The sequence below is a fragment of the Ruegeria sp. BG6 genome, assembly GCF_056538465.1.
Genome location: NZ_JBQFTB010000004.1, coordinates 1 through 23466, shown reverse-complemented (window position 1 = coordinate 23466; position 23466 = coordinate 1). Strand labels below are relative to the sequence as shown.

Sequence of the window (23466 nt, the reverse complement as noted above, 5' to 3'; positions counted from 1 at the left end):
AGGCCAATTGGCCTTTCGCCTCCCGAACAATGCCGTAATCCATTCATTCGGGTTTGGGAATAGAAACTGGGAATTAATCTCGGTTTTGTGCGTTATTCCGCTGCAAGGTTTTTTGGATCGGCCAAGGTGACAATATCGCCCATGATCGCATTCAGTTCGAAATTTTTTGGCGTGTAAATTCGGGCAACGCCAAATGATTTCAGTTTTGCCGCATCGTCATCCGGAATAATGCCGCCGACAATGACCGGGATATGATCCAGTCCGGCTTCGCGAAGCCGGGCCATGACATCCTGAACCAGCGGCAGATGGCTGCCGGAAAGGATCGACAGGCCAATGACATGGGCGTCGTCCTCGATCGCGGCCGTCACGATTTCCTCGGGCGTAAGGCGGATGCCCTCATAGCTGATATCCATACCGCAATCGCGGGCACGGAAGGCGATTTGTTCGGCTCCGTTGGAATGACCGTCCAGCCCCGGTTTGCCAACCAGGAACTTCAGGCGCCGCCTCAGCTTGTCGCTGACCGCGTCCACCGCGGCCCGCAGATCCTCCAGGCCTTCGGTCTTGTTCGAGACCGAGCCCGAAACGCCGGTCGGGCCGCGATAGGTGCCGTACACCTTGCGCATCTCTTCGGCCCATTCGCCGGTTGTTACGCCCGCCTTGGCGGCGGCAATCGAGGGTTCCATGACGTTGGCCCCGGATTGCGCGGCCTCGCGCAACGCCGCCAGAGCCGCTGCGACCGCGTTGTCGTCGCGGTCCGCCCGCCAGTCGTTCAGCCGCCCGATCTGCTCCTGTTCAACCGCCGGGTCGACGACCATGATGCCGCCATCTTCGGTTTGCAGCGGCGAAGGCTCGCCTTCGGTCCATTTGTTCACGCCGACCACGACGGTCTCATTGCGCTCGATGCGGTTCAGGCGATCCGCGTTGGAATCCACCAGCCGCGATTTCATGTATTCGATCGCGGCAACAGCACCGCCCATCGATTCGAGGTTTGCCAGTTCGGCCCGCGCACCCTCTTTCAACTCTTCGACCTTTGCATCCACGGCCGGGTTGCCGTCGAACAGGTCGCCAAATTCAAGCAGGTCGGTTTCATAAGCCAGAATTTGCTGCATCCGCATCGACCATTGCTGATCCCAGGGCCGCGGCAGACCCAATGCTTCGTTCCAAGCAGGCAACTGCACTGCCCGGGCCCGCGCCTTTTTCGACAACGTCACGGCCAGCATCTCAATCAGGATGCGGTAGACGTTGTTTTCCGGCTGTTGCTCGGTCAGACCAAGAGAGTTCACCTGAACGCCATAGCGGAATCGGCGGAATTTGGGGTCTTCGACCCCATACCTTTGTTGCAGGATTTCATCCCAAAGGTCGACGAATGCCCGCATTTTGCACATTTCAGTGACAAAGCGGATTCCCGCATTCACAAAGAACGAAATTCGTCCGCACAGCGCGGGGAAGTCTTCGGCCGGAACGCGCGGGCGCAGTTCGTCCAGAACGGCGATAGCGGTGGCCAGCGCATAGGCCAGTTCCTGTTCAGGTGTCGCGCCAGCCTCTTGCAGGTGATAGGAACACACGTTCATCGGGTTCCACTTCGGCACGTTGGTGTAGCAGTATTCGGCCACGTCCGCGATCATCTTCAGCGACGGTTTCGGCGGGCAGACATAGGTGCCGCGGCTCAGGTATTCCTTGATCAGATCGTTCTGAACCGTGCCCTGCAGCTTGGAAACGTCCGCGCCCTGTTCTTCGGCCACGGCGATATAAAGCGCCAGCAGCCAGGGCGCGGTGGCGTTGATCGTCATCGAGGTGTTCATCTGCTCCAGCGGAATCTGGTCGAACAGAACCCGCATGTCACCCAGATGGCAGACGGGCACACCCACTTTACCCACCTCGCCCCGTGCCAGCGTATGATCGCTGTCATACCCCGTTTGAGTTGGCAGATCGAAGGCAACGGACAGGCCGGTCTGCCCTTTGGCCAGGTTGCTGCGATACAACGCGTTCGAGGCCTGTGCGGTGGAATGACCAGCATAGGTTCGGATGAGCCAGGGGCGGTCTTTCTGCATCTGCGTCATGGGTGGACCTCGTGTTTGGGTGGGCAACATAATTTCGTCTAAGGGTTCTAAAGCGCAATTTTTGGGATATGTCAATTCGCTGCGTTGCGGCATCCCGAATTGTTCAGATTGTAGGTGTTTTGGAATAATGGCACTGTGCCGCCATGACGCAGACCGTGGAACTTCCGCTTTGGCTGTTTGTACTGATCGTGGTCTTCGCTGCGGTCACTTTTGCGTCGCATTTTCTGTTCCCGTCGGTGCGTTGGTTTTTTCGCCGCCGCCTGGAACGGGCCGTGTCGCGCCTGAACCAGCGACTGCAAAGACCGATTCAGCCGTTCAAGCTGGCCCGGCGGCATGACATGATCGAGAGGCTCATCTACGACCCGCAGGTTGGCTATGCGGTGCAGCGACATGCGCGTGAAGAAGGTATCCCCGAAGGCGTCGCCTTCGAGCAGGCCCGCCGCTTTGCCCGAGAGATTGTTCCGTCTTTTTCCGCTTTTGCCTATTTCGGCTTTGCCATCCGTATCGCGCGCATGCTGAGCAACGCGTTTTACGAAGTCCGCCTGAGCCATCAGGACGAGGACGCCTTAAAGAAAATAGATCCCGAAGCGACGGTTGTCTTTGTCATGAACCATCGCAGCAACATGGATTATGTACTTGTCACCTACCTGGCAGCGCAACAATCGGCACTGTCTTACGCGGTCGGAGAATGGGCGCGCGTCTGGCCGCTGAGCCGCCTTATCCGGGCGATGGGCGCGTATTTCATCCGGCGTAAATCGGGAAGTGACCTCTACCGTCATGTACTGGCTTGTTATGTGCGTCATGCGACCGAGGCCGGTGTTACGCAGGCGATGTTCCCCGAAGGCGGGCTGAGCCTGACCGGCGCATTGGGGCGGCCCAAGCTTGGCTTGCTTAAATACATCATAGACGGGACCACATCCGATGGCCGGGATGTGGTCTTTGTTCCCGTGGCGCTGAATTACGATCGTGTACTGGAAGATACGATTCTGACCCGGGCCGCGCTGGGAAGCGAGCGGCGCTTTCGCGCAAGGATCGGGGTTGTGACGCGTTGGATGCTCAAGCAGGTCTGGCGGCGCATTATTGGTCGATACACAAGGTTCGGCCTTGCCTCTGTGCGCTATGGCGAGCCTGTTTCGCTGCGGGCCTATCGGGCAGGTGGCAGCAAGGACCTGATGACCGATCTCGCACGTCTGCTGATGGCGCGTATTGGTGAGGCGATACCCCTGGTGCCTGCGCCTGCAGCCTGTTGGCTTGTGCGCGAACATGGTGAGATGTCCGGTGCAATGCTGACCGACCTGATCGCCCGCTTCATGCAGCGGGACGGAGGCGGATCCGAATCCAACAGCGATGCGATAACGTCCGCTGTCAACCAGTTGGTCGAGCGCAGGGTATTGCGACAGGTTGACGGGAAAATCTCATCCTCAGGGCAAAGATTGGATCTTCTGAACTACTATGCCGCCTCTGCGCCAAAGGAAATCGAGGCGTACTATGCTGCAGAAGCGAAAGGTCTTTCTGCAACTGCTGGGTCATAAAATTACAAAAACAGCGTCAATATCTATTGCAATGTTACTCGATGGCCAATATTCCATCGGTTAACGGGCGCGATTCTGCGTCGCGGCAAACGAACTGACTAAAGGAGGCCAACATGGCTCTGGACACCGACAGCGGTATCGCGTCGTACGAGGCACCTGAAAAAGACCTCTATGAGATGGGTGAGATCCCTCCGATGGGGTATGTCCCCAAGAAAATGTATGCCTGGGCCATCCGCAAAGAGCGCCATGGCGAGCCTGAAACTGCCATGCAGCTGGAAGTGGTTGATGTGCCTGTATTGGACAGCCACGAGGTGCTGGTTCTGGTGATGGCCGCAGGTGTCAACTACAATGGCGTCTGGGCGTCGCTGGGCAAGCCGATCAGCCCGTTTGATGGCCACGGCCAGCCGTTTCACATCGCAGGTTCCGATGCTTCGGGTATCGTCTGGGCCGTGGGTGACAAGGTAACACGCTGGAAAGTCGGCGACGAGGTCGTGATCCACTGCAACCAGGATGACGGTGATGACGAGCACTGCAATGGCGGTGATCCGATGTACTCGCCCAGCCAGCGTATCTGGGGCTATGAGACTCCGGACGGCTCGTTCGCGCAGTTCACCAACGTTCAGGCTCAGCAGTTGATGCCGCGTCCCAAGCACCTGACCTGGGAAGAAAGCGCCTGCTACACGCTGACTCTGGCAACCGCATACCGGATGCTGTTCGGTCACGAGCCGCATGACCTGAAGCCGGGTCAGAACGTTCTGGTCTGGGGCGCGTCGGGTGGTCTGGGCTCTTACGCGATCCAGTTGATCAATACAGCGGGCGCGAATGCGATCGGTGTGATATCGGACGAAAGCAAGCGTGACTTTGTCATGGGGCTGGGCGCCAAGGGTGTACTGAACCGCAAGGACTTCAATTGCTGGGGGCAGCTGCCCACCGTGAACACGCCGGAATATGCCGAGTGGTTCAAAGAGGCCCGCAAGTTCGGCAAGGCAATCTGGGACATCACCGGCAAGGGTGTGAACGTCGACATGGTGTTCGAACATCCGGGCGAAAGCACCTTCCCGGTCTCAACATTCGTCGTCAAAAAAGGCGGCATGGTTGTGATCTGCGCCGGCACCACCGGCTATAACCTGACCTTCGACGTGCGTTACATGTGGATGCACCAGAAGCGACTTCAGGGGTCTCACTTCGCGCATCTGAAGCAAGCCGCCTCGGCCAACCAGCTGATGGTCGAACGCCGTCTTGATCCCTGCATGTCCGAGGTCTTTTCCTGGAACGAATTGCCTGCTGCGCACATGAAGATGATGCGCAACGAACACAAGCCCGGGAACATGTCCGTTCTGGTTCAGGCACCGAGAACCGGTATGCGCACACTGGAAGAGGTTCTGGACGCGCGCGACTAAGTTCACGAAAGCCAATTTCAACGCCCGCGAATCACGGTTTTGGTTCGCGGGCGTTTCTTATTTCAGAGGGACTTCAATGCTTTCAGAGAGTTGCAATTTCGGCCCCCGCTATTTTTGGGGAGTAGAAAGCAGTGAATATGCGAAAAAACACTATGCATGCTATGGTTGTGTTAACCCTTCGTTAACCGTTTCGGAGAGACCCTGATGGCGCAAAATGAGTGGATACTGGACGTATTGTCGGACCTCAACGCCTTTGCTTCGGCAAACGGTTTGACCGCGCTGGCCGAGCAGCTTGACGATACCAGGCTGATCGCAGCGGCCGAAATCGCGTCCATGAAGAATGAGGTGCGGGCGCCGGCGGATGGTCACAAGACTCGATTTGAGCCAGATCCTGGAGGATTTGGAAAACACCAGCACGCTTGATGAGCTAAGCGCTATCGCTGTTCATCTCAGAGACAAGCTGCAGATTGAACACATCATCTATCACTGGGTCGATGGGGCAGGGGACCAATACGGATATACGACCTATCCCGACGCCTGGGCCGAGCGATATCAGGAAAAGAACTATCACCGGATCGACCCGGTCATAATCGGGTGCTTCCAGCGATTTCATCCTGTTGACTGGAAATCACTGGACTGGTCCGGAAAGGTCGCCAAGGCTTTTCTTCTGGACGCGCAGCAGCACGGCGTCGGCAATCAGGGTTACTCCATCCCGATCCGCGGTCCCAACGGCCAGTTTGCCCTGTTTACAGTGAACCATTCCTGCGATGACGAAACCTGGCAGGATTTCATCTCCGAAAATGGGCGTGGCCTGATCCTGATTGCCCATTACTTCAACCGAAAGGCGCTGGAGTTTGAGCGTGAGCGGCAACCGGACGCTCCTCGCGCCCTGTCCCCGCGCGAGATTGACGCGATGACCTTGCTTGCACTGGGATATAGTCGCGCTCAGGTCGCACACTCCCTGTCGATTTCGGAACACACGCTGCGTGTCTATATTGAAAGCGCGCGGGCAAAGCTGGGCGCACAGAATACCACCCATGCCATCGCCACGGCCCTCAGTCGGGGACTGATCGTGGTTTGATGGCCTGCGGTTCGGGTTTGTCTTTGTGGTTGCGCAGGTGCTCAGCCTTTAGGGCCGGACGAATTTTGCGTTGCCGACCGAGCGCACGCTCGTGGCTGGGGGGCGTTGTTGTGTCTGTCCGGTCGAAGAGGCTTGATTGAGAATCCCACAGGCGACACCGTCGCCATTTGGATCGTTGCGTTCATGATACCCTGGTTGGCCCCGGACGAATGGTCCCGGGACAATCTTCAGAACGGTGTCACACCCCGCCATCGCCACAAGATGAATAATGGCGTCGTTTCTTTCGTACTCGGACGTCCGCAAATAGATGTTGACGGCGACCAGTGCCGTAGTCAGGGGCAGGGCCAGAACCATGAACAGAATGCGGATCGGGGACAGAGCCCTTTTGCGCGTCGCGTCTGCCCGACGATACCGGTGAGCGGCGCGCGGATTCAGTTCGGGCTCAGGTGGTACGGATCTTTTTAACATTTCGCGCTGATCTTCGCCCGGATTTGTGGCAAAGCTTTGGCCCCGGAATGGCGAATGCTGAAGGACTGAATATCAGCGTACTACGTGAACCGCGCAGGCCGCATGGCGCACCACATGGTTGGCGGTTGATCCAAGCAACAGATCCTGCATGCCCGGTCGGTGGGAAGCGATGATGATCAGGTCAGGTTTATGCTCCTGCGCCCAATCCAGGATGGTCCGGCCGGAATGCCCTTCGACCACAACGCCCCGCGCGTTGGGAATATTTGCTGCCAGTTTGTCCAACTCGGCCTGAATGGCCCTTCGGGCTTCGGTCAGATATTCCGTCGGCATGTACGAGATCGCGTAGCTTGGAATATGTTCAACGACATGCAGCAGCGTGACCTTTGCCTCGGGGGTCGCCAGAATTTGCGCCAGTTTCAGTGGTCCGGACGTGTCACGTTCGACATCGAACGAAATGGGTACAAGAATGTTGTGATACATGACACGAGCCTCCGTTTCAGGTTTTCAGACTGAACCCAAGTTCAGTTGTGGTCTTTGATTCAGGTCAGGATCAGCCGAATGTTTCCGCGACATCATACATGACCGGTTCGAAACTTTTGCACAGCTCATTGATCTTGCGGTTCCGGTCGCGCATCTCGGGGGTGCGGAGCATGGCAAGGAAGTCTTCGCGGCGTTCCCATTGCGAGTAGTTTGCGATCCTGGTTTGGGCATCGTTGACGTGCAGACCGGCGGATACGAAACCCGGTTGTTTTGAGATGAATTCCGCATAGGCATCCGTCAGCGCCTCAAGCAGGTCCTGACAGGTCCCCGGCGTCATTTCGAATGTGGTGATGACAGTCTGAACGCTTGCGGATTTTGAAATCTGTAGCATCTGGAATCTCCTTTGGCTTTTCTCAGCCTAACACAGGAACGGGAAACGTCTCGTGTTTCGTTTGGTGTCTTCGGGAATTAGTTTCCAGAAAACAAACGAAAAACTAACGATCCGTTAACCATGCTCGGGGAAGGTGAGGTCATGATCCGCATGTTGCTTTTCCTTTTTCTGATGACATTGGCCGGTCCGGTTTTTGCCGGGGCCTGGCTGAGGGAACAGAATGCCGGCTTTGTCGCGGCTGCAATCACGGGATTCAGGTCCGAGGACGGCAGCTACGAATACAAATCGTCACTTTATGCAGAATGGGGGTTACGGCCCGGACTGACGATTGGGCTAGACGCCGAAGAGCACCAACACCTTTATGGCCACGCTTTGATTTTCGCCCGTACTCCGGTTGCGGATCTTGGGCGCAAAGGTCGGTTTGCCGCCGAATTTGGTGTCGGCGCACATCACCGGCAAAAAAGCGCGTGGGCCTTGTACAAGGCGACTATGTCTTACGGAAATGGGTTTGAAAGCGGCTGGGGGAATGGCTGGATCGCGATAGACGCAGCTTTGGAATACCGCACGCACGATGCGCTGTTTCGCAAACTTGATCTGACGGCGGGGCTGTCGTCTCAGCGATGGATCAATCCACTGCTGCAGCTTGAAAGCACATATACCGCCGGCCGTCCGGTTTATTGGAGCGCACGGCCGTCAGTGATGATCCGCCGAAAGGGCGGGAACACAACTTGGGTTGTTGGTGCCGAGCGGAATGCCTTCCAAAGCAACGTCGGGATCAAATTTGCCTTGTGGCGCGATTTCTGACGCGGCGGGAGTTGGCCGTCCGACTGTACGGCCCAATGGTGCGTCAGCTGTCCATTCTCAGTATGGCAGTGACTTCTCCATTCAGTTCGTGGGGCCAGCGCAGGACTACATCCCGGGCACCGAACCCCTGCTCGAGCTCAACAAAAGGGTTGGCAAAGCTCACTGTGCCGAACACCGTGTATAGCGGACCAATCGTTGTGACTGCATCGCAACCGCGCGCTTTTGTCAGAAATGGCAGTCGACCTTCGGACAATACGCCCCAGAACGCCGACGCGCTGTTTTGCTTGTGCTTAACGCGAAGAGGATTCTGCGCCTTGTAGTCGACCCCGTTAAACGTGTTGCTTGCAAAGACCACGTTGACATGCGCGTCATTGTTCAGACCTGCGAATGTCGTGTCAACCAGATCCACACGGTTTATACGACCGCTCGAAGACCGAAATTTGTTGCCGGTGGCAATAAAGCCATTCAAGAAATGGCCGGGGCCATGTGGTCGAATAACAATAAAGCTGAACCAAGGGGCGGCCTCGCTACAATAAAAGATATTGTCTGTGATACTCAGCGCGCTGAAGGAATAGCCGGACGTATAGGTCGGAGCGGCATCCCGTTCATTCGTCCATTCGAAGTAGAAATTGTCGATGTAGTTCTCTGCAATGGTCGAACTGTTGTAAGTGCGGGTCAGGATCAACCCGGCTGTTCGCAACCCCTGCGGAATACTGTCGCCCTGAAAGAAATGATTGCCAAGAATCAAGTTGTTGGTGCCGCCCAGCAGCGCAAAATGCAGGAACCGGACCGCCCGATTGTGCCGCAGTTTGACATCATTCGCTGTTGCATTGAGGGCGATCGAACGGCGATCGGTAACGTTCAGGGACTCCTCGGCGGACAGGAACTGGCAATTGTCGATCAGCATGCCCTGACAACCGGTTCCGATGGATGTGATCCCCCGATCCATGGGACGGCTGATAAAGCAATTGCTGACCGCAAACGTGCTGCCGGATGGAGCTAGGCGAATGGCGCTACATCTGCTGTTGCACTGAAATTCGATCTCTTCCAGGCCGAATTTCCGCAGCGTGTCAAAGCCGCTGAAATCAAGCAGATACTTGAAGCTGGTGAAGGTGAATGTCTGTGTGCCAGCAGCATTGTAAATCGGCGCGTTCAGCGTGATTTCACCGGCACCCTCGTTCTTCGAGCGGACGTAAATCTCACGCCCGACACCATTGCCCTGAACCAGGGCACCAACCGGAATATTCGCAACGTTGGCGACATTTGTCAGCCGGGTTTGGTCCGCAGGGTTTTAGGTTGCGACCGAGGTGAAGATCTCGGTGTCCCAGGCCGAGCTGCTTTTGACGTCAAACTGACCATTGCGGATCACGCGCCGGGTTGAAAAACCACTTTGCTTATTGGGAACGGCAGCGGCCATGTCGATGGGCTGGCTGACCGAAATCTTGCGCCCGCCCATATCCAGCGAATCATGATCTGAATTGTTCAGCAAAGCCTGAAACGCTTTTTTGAAAGCAAGCTCTTCATCGCCAAAGGCCGATATATAAGTCGGCAGGTCAAAACCTTGGGTCAGCAACAGCATCTTGTCGTCGGGCATTGTAACGGTGCCCTCAAAGTCAACTTCTGACACGATGGTTGTGTTTTCTGCCAGCAAATAAGTACCCTGCGGCACAAACACACGACGGCCCCCCGCCGCCTGATCGGCTGCTTCGAACGCAAGGGAATCGTCCACAATCCCATCGCCGACTGCGCCGAAATCCGTGACATCCACGATGCTGATCATATCGCGCAGAAAAACACTCGTGATGTCGGTGATCTGAAGATCGTCAATGCGCACCACGGCCCCATTTGGCCCGTCGATATCCAGACCGAAATGTCCATACATTGCCTGTGCGCCCCACGCCATGTCGACGCCAGCCCGCTGACCAGTTCCGACTATGGCGGTAATCTCATGAACTGTGCCGTACCCCGACAATTGCGTGGCAGGCCCCTGTTCGACGACACCGGTCACGTGCACGTCGCCGGCACCACCGGCCCACCCTGCGATCCTGACGGTGGGCAAGGGACCACTGATGGCTTTGACCCGTGCCTTGATTTGCAGGTAACAGCCGGGCAGCAATGGCGTTTGCCCCATATAGCGCAAGTGTTGGGTCGTGCTCACTTTGAGGATTTCAAGACATCCGGCAAAGTTCGGATCCGAGGGCACAAATGCGCCCGTACCCGACCCGGCATATGTCGGAGACCCCGGGGTGCCATCGCCACTTGACCAGACGCCCAAACCATCTGCGAACTGAGGCGGCATAAACACGATGCCGTCGGTGATTGCCTTGTTCATTCGAATCCCTTTCCCAAGCGCTGCCGATCAGATTGCAGCGCGCACCAGACCATTGCCCGGGTGAATTCCGGGCGCGAAAGTCTGGATAACGAATGGGGATTAACCGGGTCTCATGTCACCGTGACGGTCGTGTTGCGTCAGGCTGCGGGGTCTGCTTTCCCCAGCAACTGAACCGCGTTGATTTTCCAGCCGTCTTCCTGCTGAACCATCTGATAGTCCAGGATATGGGTTTGGCCGCGACCATCCACGATCAGAACTTTCTGCCACAACGCCCCGGCAATTTCGCGCAGTTCCAGAAACCGCAGGTCCGACGGGCGCCAGACCATCGGATATCCATTGCGAACCATTGCCCCGAAATTATCGGGGTTTCGGAACAGACGCTGGATATTCGGGCTGGCGAAAGTAAAGGCGGTATCAAAATCATCGACTTTGAACGCCTGAATCTGCGCCGCTATATTTGCCTCGATTTCGGAGTTCTGGGCAAAAACGCCCGTAGCCACTGCGACAGATAACGATAAGGCAAGTAATGAACGACGCATGGGGTCACCTCCTGACGGAAGGGTAGCCCCATGCGGGATCAGGTCAAATCAGGCCAGTTCTCCGGCCAGCGCTTTTTCGATCAGCGCGATGGTTTCAGGCACGCCATAGAGCGCAATGAAGCCGCCGAAACGCGGCCCCTGAGAGGCGCCAAGCAACACTTCGTACAATGCGGTGAACCAGCCGCGCATCGGATCAAACCGCTCGCGTCCGATGGAATAAACCACTGACTGCAGCGCCTCATCTTCAATCGGGCCGTCATAAACCTCCAGCGCGGCTTTCAGCGCTTCCAGCGCCTCGCGTTCCTGATCCGTCGGTGCGCGATGTTTGCGGGTCGGCTTGACGAAATCATTGAAGTAACGCACCGCAAAGCCTGCCGCCTGATCCAAGTCGGGATGCGTCTCGGCCGTGGCCTCCGGCGCGTAGCGACGGATAAAGCCCCACAGCGCTTCTTTGTCTTCGGCACCAGATACCGATGCCAGATTCAGCAGCATCGCGAACGGAACCATCAGCGTGGACTCAGGGACATCCCCACCATGGATATGCCAAACGGGGTTGTTCAATTGCGCCTTCAGATCCTGCCCCGGATAAGCGCGCAGCTGTTGATGATACTCATCATAGGCCTTTGGGATCACGTCGAAATGCATCCGTTTCGCCGTCTTGGGCTTCTGATACATGAAATATGCCAGCGACTCGGTCGGTGCGTAGGTCAGCCATTCATCAATCGACACGCCATTGCCGGAGGATTTTGAGATCTTCTGCCCGTTCTCATCCAGAAACAGCTCGTAAGAAAAATGCTCGGGCGCGCGACCACCCAGGGCTCGACAGATCGCGTCGTAGATTTTCTCGTTGGTGGCATGTTCCTTGCCATACATCTCGAAATCCACACCCAGCGCCGCCCAGCGCGCACCGAAATCCGGCTTCCACTGCAGTTTGACGTGGCCACCGGTGACAGGAACCGTCCATTCCTTACCAGTCTCATCGTCAAAGGTCACAGTATAGGTCTCGGCGCAGACCTTTTTCATCGGCACATACATCACCCGCCCGCTTTCGGGGTGCAGGGGCAGGAAGATCGAATAGGTCTGCTGGCGCTCTTCCCGGAGGCTTTTGAGCATGATCGCCATGATCTCGTCATAACGCTCGACCGCACGCTTGAGCACTTCGTCAAACTGCCCGGACTCATAAAATTCCTTGGCCGAGTAGAACTCGTACTCGAAACCAAACGTGTCCAGAAACCGCCGCAGCATCGCATTGTTATGCTCGCCGAAGCTGTCATATTCACCAAACGGATCAGGCACCGAGGTCAGCGGGCGCTGCAGATGCTGCTCCAGAATCTCGGGGTTCGGCACATTGGTCGGCACCTTGCGCATTCCGTCCAGATCGTCCGAGAAGCAGATCAGCTTGGTCGGAATATCCGACAACGCTTCGAATGCGCGCTTGACCATCGTGGTCCGCGCGACCTCGCCGAAGGTTCCGATATGCGGCAGACCGGACGGGCCATAGCCGGTCTCGAACAGCACATACCCCTTATCCGGAGCCCCTTTCTGATAGCGTTTGAGCAACCGGCGCGCCTCTTCAAAGGGCCAGGCCTTGGACGACATCGCGGTTTCACGCAGGTCAGACATTTGCTTTGAACTCCATAGGGAAATGCGCAGGTCGCCCGATGCGACCAACCCGGCCTCTCCTATTGTGCCGGTGCAGCATGAGTCAATAAAGGGCGTTCGTTTTCCCGGCAAATTCGAGCCGTCTGCCAAATGCACAGGGGTAAAACACTGAAAAAGGGCAGGCGACCACGGCTTTACTCGACGCGCAGCACAATTATTATTTTATATCGGATAACTTGGGTTACACGGAGGCGATCAAGATGCGGATTGCAAAGACTGCGGCTCTGGCGATGTTGATCGTCATACCGGGGATAGCACAGGCGGTCGGTTTTGGCATTGCCGTGCGGCCCGCGTTTCGGACCACGGTGACGCCGCTGCCAAACGGTGTCTACGAGGTTGCCGCGATCGGCACTTCTGCCCCGGTGGCGTACTGGTGCGGCATAGGGGATTATGCAATCCGGACGCTGAGAACCAAATCCAACCAACGCATATATATTGCCGGCGCCTATGTGCCCAAAGCAAGGACTGTACAGTTCTCGCTGACTCCGCCCGAGGGTGCCGATACCAGCCCGGGCTATTCCGTCACCGTCAAACGGGTAGGCGCGAACATGACGGCGGCCTCAGCACAGGACTATTGCTATGACAATTTCATGGATTTCGGGTTCTGAACGAGATTGATCAGACCCATTTGGCCAAAGGCGGCAGGCTCATCAGAACGGCGTCCGGATCGTGCCCGGTTTCCAGTCCGAATTTGGTGCCCCGGTCGTAGACCAGATTGTATTCCGCATAAAGCCCGCGATGCACAAGCTGAGCGTTCTTGTGGGTGTCATCAAAACCCTGGACCCGACGCCTTTCCACCAATGGCAGGAACGCAGGCAGGAATGCGCGGCCGATGTCCTGGGTCAGGGCAAAATCAGCCTGCCAGTCGCCGGTGCAGTAATCATCCATGAATATGCCGCCAACCCCGCGTGCCCGCTTCCGGTGGGGGATATAGAAATACTCGTCAGCCCAATCCTTCAGACGTGGGTAATGTCCTGGCCCGTGCGGGTCCAGATGGGCTTTTTGGGTGGCGTGGAAATGCGCAGTGTCCTCGTCATATTCAATGCAGGGATTCAGGTCTGAACCGCCCCCGAACCACCAGGCATGAGGTGTCCAGAACATCCGCGTGTTCATGTGCACCGCCGGTACGTGCGGGTTTTGCATGTGCGCGACAAGGCTGATGCCCGAGGCCCAGAACCTGGGGTCTTCGGTCATGCCGGGAATACCCTTGCGGGCTGCCATGGCCTGCTGCGCACGCTCGCCCAATGAGCCGTACACGGTCGAGACGTTGACACCGACTTTTTCAAAAACGCGCCCACCGCGCAGGACCGACATCAACCCGCCACCTGCGTCCGATCCATCCTCTGATTGCCGCGTGGTCTGTTTGACTTCAAAACGTCCGGCCGCGGCGTCCGAAAACGGCCCGGTTTCATGCGTGTCCTCGAGTGCTTCGAACGCTGCAACGATTTCGTCACGCAATTGGCGGAACCATGCGGCAGCGGTGGATTTTTCGTTTTCGAACATTTGTCTCAGTGCGCTGGAGCGGCGACCGGATCCAGCAGGGTTCGGCCTCCGTCGATTGTCATGATCTGACCGGTAATGAAGCCGGCCGCATCAGAGGCCAGAAACTGCGCGGTTTCCGCCAGTTCGTTCGGAGCAGCAATCCGGGCCAAAGGCGTATGTTTTTCAATGTCTTTTCGAAAATCGCGGTTTTCTTTCAGGGTTGATTGCAGTGACGCGCTCATGACCGAACCCAATGCGATGGAATTGACGCGGATACGGTTCGGCGCCAGTGCAACTGCCAGAGAACGCGTCATCTGATCCAGTGCAGCGGTCGAGACAGAATAAGCCAGCAAATCGGGGTGCGTGCGTCGCGCGGCAATCGAAGACAGGTTGATGATCGAACCCGCCGGGCCATCATCCTGATCTTCGGCCTGTTTCGTCATGCGTTTGGCAACCAGCTGACTGAGCCGCAAGGCAGGCATCAGGTTCTGGTTTAGCAAATCACGGACCGAGTCGTCTTCCGCATCCAGCGGGTCCGTCTGCCGGACCTGCCTTGATCCGTTGACCAGAATATCCACCTGATCGAAGGCATCGATGGTTGCGGAAAGCAAATTGGCAATGGTCAGCTTCTCGCGCAGATCGCCTGCGAAATACCGAATGTTGCTGTCATCTGCCTGTTCCCCCAACTCCTCGATCAATCGTTTTTCGTCCATATCCGCGAACATGACGTTTGCGCCCGCATCCGCAAAGTGACGGCCGATTGCCAGACCTACACCGCTGGCACCGCCTGTTACGATTGCGGATTTGCCTGATATGGAAAACGACATGAGCTTCCTCCGGAGGTTTGGCGCAGGTTAACCGGGATCACCGGCGAGGGCGAGAGGCGTGGAACACCTTGAAACGGTTGTCACCGGCGACCTCTTCAACTTGTCTGAAACAGTCTGACAATGTGGCCTCATAGGGCAGATGCCGGTTTGCGACGATCCACACGTCGCCATTGCGGGTCAGGTTGCGTGTTGCCGCCTTGATAAAGTCCTGGCCCAGCGCAGGTTCAGCGCTTCTTCCGGTGTGAAACGGTGGGTTCATTACCACTGTGTCCAAGGGCTCGGGCGCGGTCCACGTCACGGCATCAGCCCAATGAAAACACGCAACTGGCGAAGTCACGTTAGAGCGCGCGCAGGACAACGCTGTATGATCGGCCTCGACAAGATGCAGCGTGCGAACTTGGGCTCGTTCCAGCAGTTTGGCCGAAAGAAATCCCCAGCCCGCGCCGAGATCGGCAACCCGAGGCCCCGGATTTTCAGGCAGTACCTGCGCCAGCAATGCCGATGCCGGATCGATACCGTCAGCCGAAAAGACACCGGGGGCTGTTAGATAGCCGTCAGCGTGTTGAACCTCCGGCGCGGCCCAGTCGGGAAAGGCCGATTTGTCGGACTGGAACCAGAAAATCTTGCCATGCGCCTTTGCAATCGGTCCCTCGACAGGCACCCGTTTGCGAACGTCTTTGAGAATGCTGTCAACGCCATTCGTTTTGCTGCCGTCGACGACGATCCTACGGCTGGCACGGTGACACGCCTGATGAATCATGGACCGGGCAAGCGCTTTGGCGCGTGGCAAAAAGACAATTGCGTCCTCGCACGGTTCCTCAGATGCCGGCGTGACATCGAAACCCAACGTCGCGAAATGGTCGTGGAAGGGTTTGAAGGGCTGAACCACCTGAGTTCCGCGTGGCAGAGCGGAAAGATTGCAATCCGGCGAAGGGCCGATCACGGTCAGCGGCTGCGACAGCACCAGACCGCTTTCCAGAGCAAGATCAATACGTGACGTCATGTGTGATTCCGGCAAGAGGTCCGGCTCGGAGCATCAGGCCCGGCCGCTTTTGCTTACTCTTCTCTTTCCATGGTGCATTGCAGGGGGTGTTGGTGCCTGCGGGCGAAATCCATTACCTGTCCCACTTTGGTTTCGGCGATCTCGTGGCTGAAGACACCCACAACGGCAACACCCTTCTTATGAACCGTCAGCATGATCTCGAACGCCTGTGCATGGGTCATCCCGAAGAATCGCTCCAGTACATGCACCACAAATTCCATCGGCGTGTAGTCGTCGTTCAGCAGCAGAACCTTGTACAATGGCGGACGCTTGGTCTTGGGGCGTGTCTGCACAAGGACCGACGAGTTCGCATCGTCGTCCGATTGGTCAGACATCATCCATTGGTAATGCAGCATCGCGTGTAACAATTCGATTCAGGCTTCGGTTTATCTGAGCGCTTATATAACGTCGTTGGCGTCAGAGGAAAGAGCAAGCGGACGTATCGGAATGCATGAAAAACTGACCACCATCGGCTTCGATGCAGACGACACATTGTGGCACAACGAGCGATTCTTTCAGCTCACCCAAGCCCATTTCGCGGATCTGCTGGCCGACCACGCGGACCGAGATCACTTGATGGATCGCCTGTTGGCTGCAGAAAAGCGGAATATCCGGCATTACGGGTACGGTATCAAGGGCTTTACCCTTTCCATGATCGAAACAGCAATCGAAGTGACCGAGGATCGGGTGCCCGCATCCGTCATTCGGCAGCTTGTCAATGCGGGGCAGGAGATGCTGGCCCACCCAATCGAGCTTTTGCCGCATGCGCAGGCCGCTATCGAAGGTGTATGTGAAACCCACCGTGTGGTTCTGATCACCAAGGGAGATCTGATCGATCAGGAAAGGAAACTGGCACAGTCGGGATTGGGCGATCTGTTTGATCACGTGGAAATTGTCTCGGAAAAGACACCGGAGGTTTATCGCGGGATTTTCGAACAGCATGGCGATGGTCCGCTGGCTTCGATGATGGTCGGCAACTCGATGCGGTCGGATGTCGTTGCGCCAATTCGGGCCGGCGCATGGGGCGTTCATGTACCGCACGGGCTGGTTTGGGAGGTCGAGCAGGCCGAAACCCCCAGCGACAATCCGCGATTCCACGAGCTTGCGGATCTGGGCGATCTGGTCGATCTCGTCATGGGTCTGACCTGATGTTGCCAATAGGCCTCAGTTTCATAAATTCTTGATCCACAGTGACTTTACCCGTGCATGGGGCATGCATCTAGTGGGCAGATTTGGCCGCGCCGCTACATATTGGGGTTTTGTTAGGCGTCACGAATGGGCGAATTGCCCAGCTTTCGGTTTATTTAGCGACAGCCCTGTGCTAGCCTTGTTGCCAACAAAATAAATGAAGCCGACCGGGAAAACCCGGCGGTGCGAGGCAGACAGAGGCAAAGATCGTGCAGATTCGGCGGACAGTTCCAGCCCGAATGGGCTTATTCCTTACAGCACTGTTGTGGTTACTTGTTTTTGTGCCATTGCAGGCCATTGCAGCACCCTACGCGGCGATGGTGATTGATGCGCGCACCGGCGAGGTTCTTCATTCGCGCAATGCCGATACGCGACTTCACCCGGCCTCTCTGACCAAGATGATGACGCTGTACATTGCGTTCGAGGCGGTTCGTAACGGTGAAATCACGCTCGATACACCGGTTCGGATCACCAGCAAGGCTGCTTCCGAGCCGCCTTCAAAACTGGGCCTGCGGACCGGACAAACCATCGCGTTTCGCTATCTGATCCGCGCAGCCGCAGTAAAATCGGCCAATGATGCGGCCACGGCCATCGGGATTACTCTCAGCGGGTCCGAGGCAGCCTTTGCCCGCCGCATGACGCGGACCGCCAAGGCGATGGGGATGAGCCGCACGACCTTCAAGAACGCGCATGGCTTGACCGAGTCGGGTCATTTGTCGACAGCGCGCGACATGACAACGCTAGGGCGCCATCTGCTTTATGATTATCCGCAGTACTATAACCTGTTTTCGCGCCAGTCGACGCATGCGGGCATTAAGACCGTGCCCAACACCAACCGCCGGTTGCTGGCTGCCTACAAAGGCGCGGATGGGATCAAAACCGGATACACACGGGCTGCGGGCTTCAACCTCGTTGCATCGGCTAAGCGCAAGGATGAACGGATCATTGCAACTGTCTTTGGTGGCAAGTCGGGCGCGTCGCGCAACGCAAAGGTGGCCGAACTGCTGGACATGGGTTTCCGCCGGGCTCCGTCGCGCGCGCCAATTCGCAAACCCGCACGTCCTGCCTATGCAGGAAACGCCGGGCTGGGCAGTGCTACGCTGGTCGCCAGCCTTGTAGGCGCGCCGGAAAAAAGCCTGCGACCGGTCCTTCGCCCAACCGCTGGTGGTGCGGTGCAGGTCGCGGGAACCGTCGCCGAGACAGCAGCCGAGAACGGAGAGCGTATTCAGGACGGGATAGCGGCAGCGATTGCGGCGGCAGATATCGCGCCGACCGCACCTCCTGTCGAAAATTCGGACACGCGTCCGGCGCTTCGCCCGGACAATCTGGTTTTGGCGTCGGCCGAACCTGCAAAAGAGCCAGAACCCGAGCAGGAGGTCGTTACCCGCCTGTCTACTTCAGGTGGGCATCTTTGGGGCGTGAACGTGGGACGCTACACAACCCGGTATGAAGCTGAGAAGATTCTGCTGAAAACGGCGCTGTCGGAGATGACCACGCTGGAAGGCACGTTGCGCAAGGTGAACCAAAGCTCGCGCGGGTTTGACGCCACCTTTCAGGGCATGACCCGCGAACAGGCCGATCTGGCCTGCCGCCGCCTGCAGGCGCGCAATGTCACATGTTTCATGATCGGGCCATCATAAGGTCCGGCATATTCTCTCCTGGATGGGTCTGGGCTGCGAGTTCCCCTCGCAGCCTTTTTTCAGTCGAATACGTGGCCGTGTTCGTATTGTTCATCCTGACCGGCGGCGGCTGTCAGGGCAGCGACGTTATCCTTGGTGAAGAACCCGTCATACTTGTGGCAGCGTTCGATATACTCGGTGATCAGCAAAGTGTTCTTCGAGTGTTTAGAGAAGATCTGTTTAAGGTTTGGGTCGTCTTTGCATTCGCCCACCACATGGGCCAGAAACGGTACGCCCTTGTCCTTGAGGGTGTTCACCACGAAATCGACGTTCTTTTCACCCGCGCCGTGATCGCCATCCAATATTTCGACGGCCATGTGATGCAGGCGGCGTCCGAAGTTGCGGACAAAATCCTCGGTCGGCATCGGCAGCTTGGCAAATGAATTCACGAATGACGGTGTGTTGTTGGCCGTGAACACCTTGGCCGGCGATTTCTTGTCGTCATCGACATTGGCGTTCCGGTTCACGTTCGTGGACGAATTCATGTCAAAGATGTTGTACGCCCCCCAGAAATAGTAGGGAACCATGGTCAGAAACTCGAGGATCGCATCTTCCCGCTCACCGGCCAGAACACGGGTGGCCAGATGGTCGAACCCCAGCATCAGGGGACCGATCTTGGTGTCTTCCGCAAAGGCCGCCGCCTCATGCAGAAGCTGCTTCTCGGCGTCGCTCAACAAGACGCGGTCGCCCAGGCCAAGGCTGTCGGGATCATTGAAATCATGTGAGGAATAGCCGACCCGGTTGCAGGTGAAATCCGACGGGGTGGTAAAGCGAAATCCGTCCAGCGTGTAAAACGGGTTCTCGGTATCACCGCTATATTCAAATCGGATGTTCTGTTCTTCCAGCGTTTTGCTCAGACCATTCAGGTGCGAGGCCGCGAATACCTCACCCACGTACCGGGTTTGCGGTGTTTTGCGCGCCAGAGGGTACATGCGGTTGATGCGGGGTATGAAATCCTCGAACGTGTCGCTCAGCGGGGCCATGATGATCAGCGCCGGATATTCGGGATGAGAGTGCATTACCGCGAACTTGTGCGTCGCCCCAAGATAGCTTGCCGAGTGGCGATACGGCGTCATCACGTAAAGCTCGACCATCGTGTCGAACAACGCATTCGGTTCGACCTGAATGACAATCGCCCGCATTGGTCCGACCTGATCAGCAATTCCGGAACTGGTCCGCCGCTCATAAATCATTGGCAGATACTCAGCGAAAAATTCGGAATTCTTCTTGTCGCCTCTGGGCTGATACGACATCAGGTCGAAAGACATTTGTGTGCCTCCTTGTGCGAAAATGGGTTGCGACCGGATTGACCGGACCAACCATCCGCGAATTACGTTGTTTCAATTACAGTATTCAGAACATGCACTTGCGCACATGCTAGGGGCTGACCGGCAATCGGGCAACAGTAAGATATTGGGGGCAGATGGTTGCGAAGACCTGTCTATCTGGTGAATTTTGTGACCTCGACCCCGCCGTCAATCAGGTTCTGGCGTACCGAGCGGGCGATCTGAACGGCGGTTGGTCCGTCGCCATGCAAACAGATCGTGTCGATCGAAGTTTCCAGCCGCTTGCCGCTTTCGGTGATGATTGCGCCCTCCCGGACCATGTTCAGAATGCGTGGCCCGGCGATGTCGGCGTCGTGAATGACGGCACCGGGCAGGCTGCGGTCGACCAGAGTGCCATCATCGTTGTAAGCGCGATCGGCGAAGATCTCGCCCACCCAGTTGCAGCCCAGTTCGCGCACGGCTTCTTCCTGCCGGGTTACTGCCAGAACCATTATGATGATGTCCGGGTCCACGTCCAAGGCACCCTGATAGCAAGCCCGCGCCATGTCTACATCGACCGAGCACATGTTGGCCAACGCGCCGTGCAGCTTCAGGTGCCGTACTTGGGTCCCCACCGCTTTCGCCACCCCAATGGCGGCGCCCAATTGATACCGCACCAGATTGCGCAGGCTGGCATGCGGCACTTTCATGTTGCGCCGTCCGAAGCCCTGAAGGTCAGGGAAGCCGGGATGCGCGCCGATGCCGACGTCATTTTCAGCGGCAGTGGCCATTGTTTTCGCCATCACATCCGGATCGCCCGCGTGAAAGCCGCAGGCAATATTGGCCGAGGTGATGATCTTTAGCAGGTTCTCGTCGTCCCCCATTTTCCAGGGTCCAAAACTTTCACCCATATCGGCATTCAGATCGACGCGGGGCATCGGCATATCTCCTTAGTCGGTGGCGGAGACTACTCCGCCGATCAATTGGTAGGACAACAGGTCGGCGATGTCATGCGGGTCGCGCACAAGCGCCTCGACACGGCCCGGCAGGCGCGCAAGGTCAGATTGGTAAGCGGCATGCAGGTTCAGGGCCTCGTCCATGGTGACAAACGAAAACCGAATCTTTCCACCCGCCGGGGTCTGCGCAGCGCGCGGCAAATCGCATGGTAGAACGGTAGCGATACGCGGGTAACCTCCGGTGGTCTGGCACTCGGGCAGCAGAATGAAGGGGCTTCCAGTGCCGGTCATCTGGATGTCGCCGGGCGTGATAACCTCGGACAGAATATTGAGCTGACCTTTGGCGGCAAAGCCTTCGCCATCACTCTCCAGTTGCATGCCCATCCGATTGGCCCGCGCGCCCCGCCGGAACTCGGTGGCGGCAAAGCGATCAAGGATTGCATTGTCAAAGAGAGGGGTCTGAAAACTTCTGACAACGCGCAGTATGCCACCCGAAAACCGATCATCGGGGCACAGTTTCATCCCAGTATTGCCGTTGTCAGATCCGGCAACCAAAACATCGCCAGGCTGCAATGGTTGCCCGATCCTGGCGGTCAGGTGGGTCGAGCGGGACCCAAGAAAAACCTCGGCATCAACGCCACCGCCCAGATGCAGGTAGCCATAGTTGCCTTGAAGCGCCGCCCCGATCACCAACCGCTGCCCGGTCTCCAAACTGTGCGAGGCGTGCCACGCGACGGCGCTGCCATCAATGCTGGCCTGCATCGGTGCACCGGTCAAAGCGATGCGAATGGTCCGGGTGGCTTCGAACTCCCCCCCGGTCCCCGCCAATTCCAAAGCTGCACATTCCGGGCTTTGCCCCAACAGGGCCGCGCCTTCGTGCAATGCAAGATTATCGGCGGCTCCTGACCTTGAAAGACCTTGATCCAGATAGCCAGAGCGTCCCTGATCCTGGAGCGTGCAAGACGGGCCAATGCGATGGACGATCAGACTCATCAGACAATCTCCTGACAGGTCGCGTCACCTGTGCCGTCACTGTTTGTTGCCTGAATATGTTCCAATTCCTCACGCGAGACGGGTTCGAATTGCATTTCGTCCCCAGGATTCAATGCAAAGCATGGATCGCTCTCGGGCCGGAAACAGCGAAAGGCAGTCTGCCCCACATGCCGCCATCCGGTCGGCGTTGGGCCGGAGAACAGCACGAACTGCGAGATTGCCAGAACCAAAGCTCCTTCTGGCACCATCGGATTCAGCTCCTTCAGTCTGGGAATATTGAACTCCGGGCCCAATGGCCCGAGATATGGCTGCCCCGGTGCAAAGCCGATTGTCAGCACACGAACCCGGGACTGGCCAAGCCGATGAATCGCTTCACGCGGTGTCAGCCCGGCCGCCTTGGCGGCATCCTCCAGTTGGGGCGCGAGTTCCGTGCCATATACTGTTGGCACACGCCACAGTTTGCGGCCCGAAGGCAAAGCAGCGTTGTACCAATCGCGCTGTTTCAGAAGCGCTTGGACGCGACCCTCCAACTCACGATAGTGCAGGCGTAACGGATCAAACCGAATGTAGACCGATGCAAGAGAGGTCGATGTTTCGCACACACCTTCCCAGTTCCGGTTTTCAACTTCTGTCCGAAACGCCAGCGCTGCACGATTTGACCGTTCTGTCATGGTATCGGCGTAGGTCACCAGGATGCCGTCAAGGCCGACGGTTCGAACCATTGGGAAAGGATCAACGGTATTCATGTTTTGCCATAGCCGGTACAGTTTCAGTCGCCCGGGAACCTGACCGCATCTGACGTACGGGCGCAAGTGTTTGGCTGGATGTATCTCCGGTTACCGCCTGCTAGCAAACGGGTTGGGAAAATCGATCGCCAATGTGCCTTGTTGTGTGAATCGTATCGCCAAGCTTGGCGATTCAGACCCGGATTGCCCGGCGACTCGCCCAATCCGAGTCGTGGCTTCTTGTGTAGCGTATCCACGTAGCCTCTATATATTGTGTGCTGGTGCTGGTCCCCGTACGATTCCAAGAAAGGGTTCCGCCTGCTAACCGTGATGAGGGTATGGATTCTAGGGCAGTATGGCATCTTATAATATTGATATTATTTCAGAAAATTGCTCTTCGCAAAAAATTTCCGCAGAACGTGTTTTTTCGCTTGCGGCTGATAAGTGTTATGCTTAGAACCCCCTTCATCGGCGCTGCTGAGGCGGTGCTGACGGGTCGGAGAGACGGCCTGACGGACTGGAAAGACGGTTGAGACGCTCAGGATAGACTGGGGGCATCT

General features: G+C 57.1%; 23 protein-coding genes and 1 pseudogene. 8 read left to right on the top strand and 16 right to left on the bottom strand.

Annotated elements, in window-relative coordinates; genetic code table 11:
• Positions 1-92: 92 nt before the first annotated feature.
• Entirely contained in the window at positions 93-2060 is a 1968-nt protein-coding gene (locus ACR0JW_RS09220) for a protein meaA (RefSeq protein WP_480713834.1), read from the bottom strand.
• A 143-nt stretch (positions 2061-2203) separates the two neighbouring features.
• Here ACR0JW_RS09220 and ACR0JW_RS09215 point away from each other — a divergent pair, with 143 nt between their 5' ends.
• The 4 genes from ACR0JW_RS09215 to ACR0JW_RS09200 all read left to right on the top strand — a co-directional run bounded on the left by ACR0JW_RS09215 (position 2204) and on the right by ACR0JW_RS09200 (position 6073).
• Positions 2204-3592, top strand: a complete 1389-nt coding sequence (locus ACR0JW_RS09215; RefSeq protein ID WP_170679724.1) for a 1-acyl-sn-glycerol-3-phosphate acyltransferase — start codon at positions 2204-2206, stop codon at positions 3590-3592.
• A gap of 113 nt (positions 3593-3705) precedes the next feature.
• The gene (ccrA, locus tag ACR0JW_RS09210; protein ID WP_170679726.1) at positions 3706-4992 is read left to right on the top strand and encodes a crotonyl-CoA carboxylase/reductase; all 1287 of its coding nucleotides are present in this window, start codon (positions 3706-3708) and stop codon (positions 4990-4992) included.
• Positions 4993-5196: 204 nt separating this feature from the next.
• Positions 5197-5415 carry a hypothetical protein gene (locus ACR0JW_RS09205; RefSeq protein WP_170614121.1) on the top strand — a complete coding sequence of 73 codons (219 nt, stop codon included), beginning with the start codon at positions 5197-5199 and terminating at the stop codon, positions 5413-5415.
• Positions 5354-6073 (top strand): LuxR family transcriptional regulator, encoded by a 720-nt coding sequence (locus ACR0JW_RS09200; protein WP_170614425.1) that lies wholly within the window; start codon positions 5354-5356, stop codon positions 6071-6073. The genes ACR0JW_RS09205 and ACR0JW_RS09200 overlap by 62 nt, the downstream gene beginning before the upstream one ends.
• A 48-nt stretch (positions 6074-6121) precedes the next feature.
• Here the strand turns inward: ACR0JW_RS09200 and ACR0JW_RS09195 are convergent, their stop codons facing one another.
• From ACR0JW_RS09195 to ACR0JW_RS09185, 3 genes are all read right to left on the bottom strand, one after another.
• A complete protein-coding gene (locus tag ACR0JW_RS09195; protein WP_170614426.1) occupies positions 6122-6541 on the bottom strand; it encodes an excalibur calcium-binding domain-containing protein in 420 nt (139 codons plus the stop codon).
• 72 nt (positions 6542-6613) lie between these two features.
• Positions 6614-7021, bottom strand: a complete 408-nt coding sequence (locus ACR0JW_RS09190) for a universal stress protein (RefSeq protein ID WP_170614427.1) — start codon at positions 7019-7021, stop codon at positions 6614-6616.
• Between the two features lie 70 nt (positions 7022-7091).
• Positions 7092-7412, bottom strand: a complete 321-nt coding sequence (locus tag ACR0JW_RS09185) for an antibiotic biosynthesis monooxygenase family protein (protein ID WP_170614428.1) — start codon at positions 7410-7412, stop codon at positions 7092-7094.
• Between the two features lie 120 nt (positions 7413-7532).
• Here ACR0JW_RS09185 and ACR0JW_RS09180 point away from each other — a divergent pair, with 120 nt between their 5' ends.
• Positions 7533-8216: a hypothetical protein gene (locus tag ACR0JW_RS09180; RefSeq protein ID WP_480713833.1), complete on the top strand. Its 684-nt coding sequence runs from the start codon at positions 7533-7535 to the stop codon at positions 8214-8216.
• A gap of 43 nt (positions 8217-8259) precedes the next feature.
• Here ACR0JW_RS09180 and ACR0JW_RS09175 read toward each other — a convergent pair.
• The 3 genes and pseudogenes from ACR0JW_RS09175 to ACR0JW_RS09165 all read right to left on the bottom strand — a co-directional run bounded on the left by ACR0JW_RS09175 (position 8260) and on the right by ACR0JW_RS09165 (position 12710).
• Positions 8260-10548 (bottom strand): annotated as a pseudogene (locus ACR0JW_RS09175) (glycosyl hydrolase family 28-related protein).
• Between the two features lie 137 nt (positions 10549-10685).
• Complete coding sequence (locus tag ACR0JW_RS09170; protein ID WP_170679728.1) at positions 10686-11087, bottom strand: DUF4864 domain-containing protein; 402 nt, start codon at positions 11085-11087, stop codon at positions 10686-10688.
• 48 nt (positions 11088-11135) lie between these two features.
• Complete coding sequence (locus ACR0JW_RS09165; protein WP_170679730.1) at positions 11136-12710, bottom strand: lysine--tRNA ligase; 1575 nt, start codon at positions 12708-12710, stop codon at positions 11136-11138.
• A gap of 239 nt (positions 12711-12949) precedes the next feature.
• On the opposite strand from ACR0JW_RS09165, the gene ACR0JW_RS09160 reads away from it, so the two are divergent.
• Positions 12950-13357, top strand: coding sequence for a hypothetical protein (locus ACR0JW_RS09160; RefSeq protein ID WP_170679731.1), 408 nt, complete (start codon positions 12950-12952; stop codon positions 13355-13357).
• A 10-nt stretch (positions 13358-13367) separates the two neighbouring features.
• On the opposite strand, the gene hemF is transcribed toward ACR0JW_RS09160, so the two are convergent.
• The 4 genes from hemF to clpS are packed head-to-tail and all read right to left on the bottom strand — an operon-like array spanning position 13368 to position 16456.
• Positions 13368-14252, bottom strand: a complete 885-nt coding sequence (gene hemF, locus ACR0JW_RS09155; RefSeq protein WP_170679733.1) for an oxygen-dependent coproporphyrinogen oxidase — start codon at positions 14250-14252, stop codon at positions 13368-13370.
• A gap of 5 nt (positions 14253-14257) precedes the next feature.
• Positions 14258-15058, bottom strand: a complete 801-nt coding sequence (locus tag ACR0JW_RS09150) for an SDR family oxidoreductase (RefSeq protein ID WP_170679735.1) — start codon at positions 15056-15058, stop codon at positions 14258-14260.
• Between the two features lie 37 nt (positions 15059-15095).
• A complete protein-coding gene (locus ACR0JW_RS09145; RefSeq protein WP_170679737.1) occupies positions 15096-16061 on the bottom strand; it encodes a class I SAM-dependent methyltransferase in 966 nt (321 codons plus the stop codon).
• Between the two features lie 53 nt (positions 16062-16114).
• A complete protein-coding gene (gene clpS / locus ACR0JW_RS09140) occupies positions 16115-16456 on the bottom strand; it encodes an ATP-dependent Clp protease adapter ClpS (protein WP_170614437.1) in 342 nt (113 codons plus the stop codon).
• Positions 16457-16547: 91 nt separating this feature from the next.
• On the opposite strand from clpS, the gene ACR0JW_RS09135 reads away from it, so the two are divergent.
• Together ACR0JW_RS09135 and ACR0JW_RS09130 are read left to right on the top strand one after the other, a co-directional pair.
• Complete coding sequence (locus tag ACR0JW_RS09135) at positions 16548-17249, top strand: HAD family hydrolase (protein ID WP_170679739.1); 702 nt, start codon at positions 16548-16550, stop codon at positions 17247-17249.
• A gap of 278 nt (positions 17250-17527) precedes the next feature.
• Positions 17528-18928, top strand: coding sequence for a D-alanyl-D-alanine carboxypeptidase family protein (locus ACR0JW_RS09130; protein ID WP_170679741.1), 1401 nt, complete (start codon positions 17528-17530; stop codon positions 18926-18928).
• A 59-nt stretch (positions 18929-18987) separates the two neighbouring features.
• Here ACR0JW_RS09130 and ACR0JW_RS09125 read toward each other — a convergent pair whose 3' ends face one another.
• The 5 genes from ACR0JW_RS09125 to ACR0JW_RS09105 all read right to left on the bottom strand — a co-directional run.
• Positions 18988-20235 (bottom strand): hypothetical protein, encoded by a 1248-nt coding sequence (locus ACR0JW_RS09125; RefSeq protein ID WP_170679743.1) that lies wholly within the window; start codon positions 20233-20235, stop codon positions 18988-18990.
• Positions 20236-20408: 173 nt separating this feature from the next.
• Entirely contained in the window at positions 20409-21170 is a 762-nt protein-coding gene (locus ACR0JW_RS09120) for a 5-oxoprolinase subunit PxpA (RefSeq protein ID WP_170679745.1), read from the bottom strand.
• 12 nt (positions 21171-21182) lie between these two features.
• Positions 21183-22181, bottom strand: coding sequence for a 5-oxoprolinase subunit C family protein (locus ACR0JW_RS09115; RefSeq protein ID WP_170679747.1), 999 nt, complete (start codon positions 22179-22181; stop codon positions 21183-21185).
• Positions 22181-22927, bottom strand: coding sequence for a 5-oxoprolinase subunit B family protein (locus tag ACR0JW_RS09110; RefSeq protein ID WP_480713832.1), 747 nt, complete (start codon positions 22925-22927; stop codon positions 22181-22183). Before ACR0JW_RS09110 ends, ACR0JW_RS09115 begins: the two co-directional genes overlap by 1 nt.
• Before the next feature lie 356 nt (positions 22928-23283).
• On the bottom strand, positions 23284-23466 hold a 183-nt coding region (locus ACR0JW_RS09105), incomplete at its 5' end, for a hypothetical protein (RefSeq protein WP_480713831.1).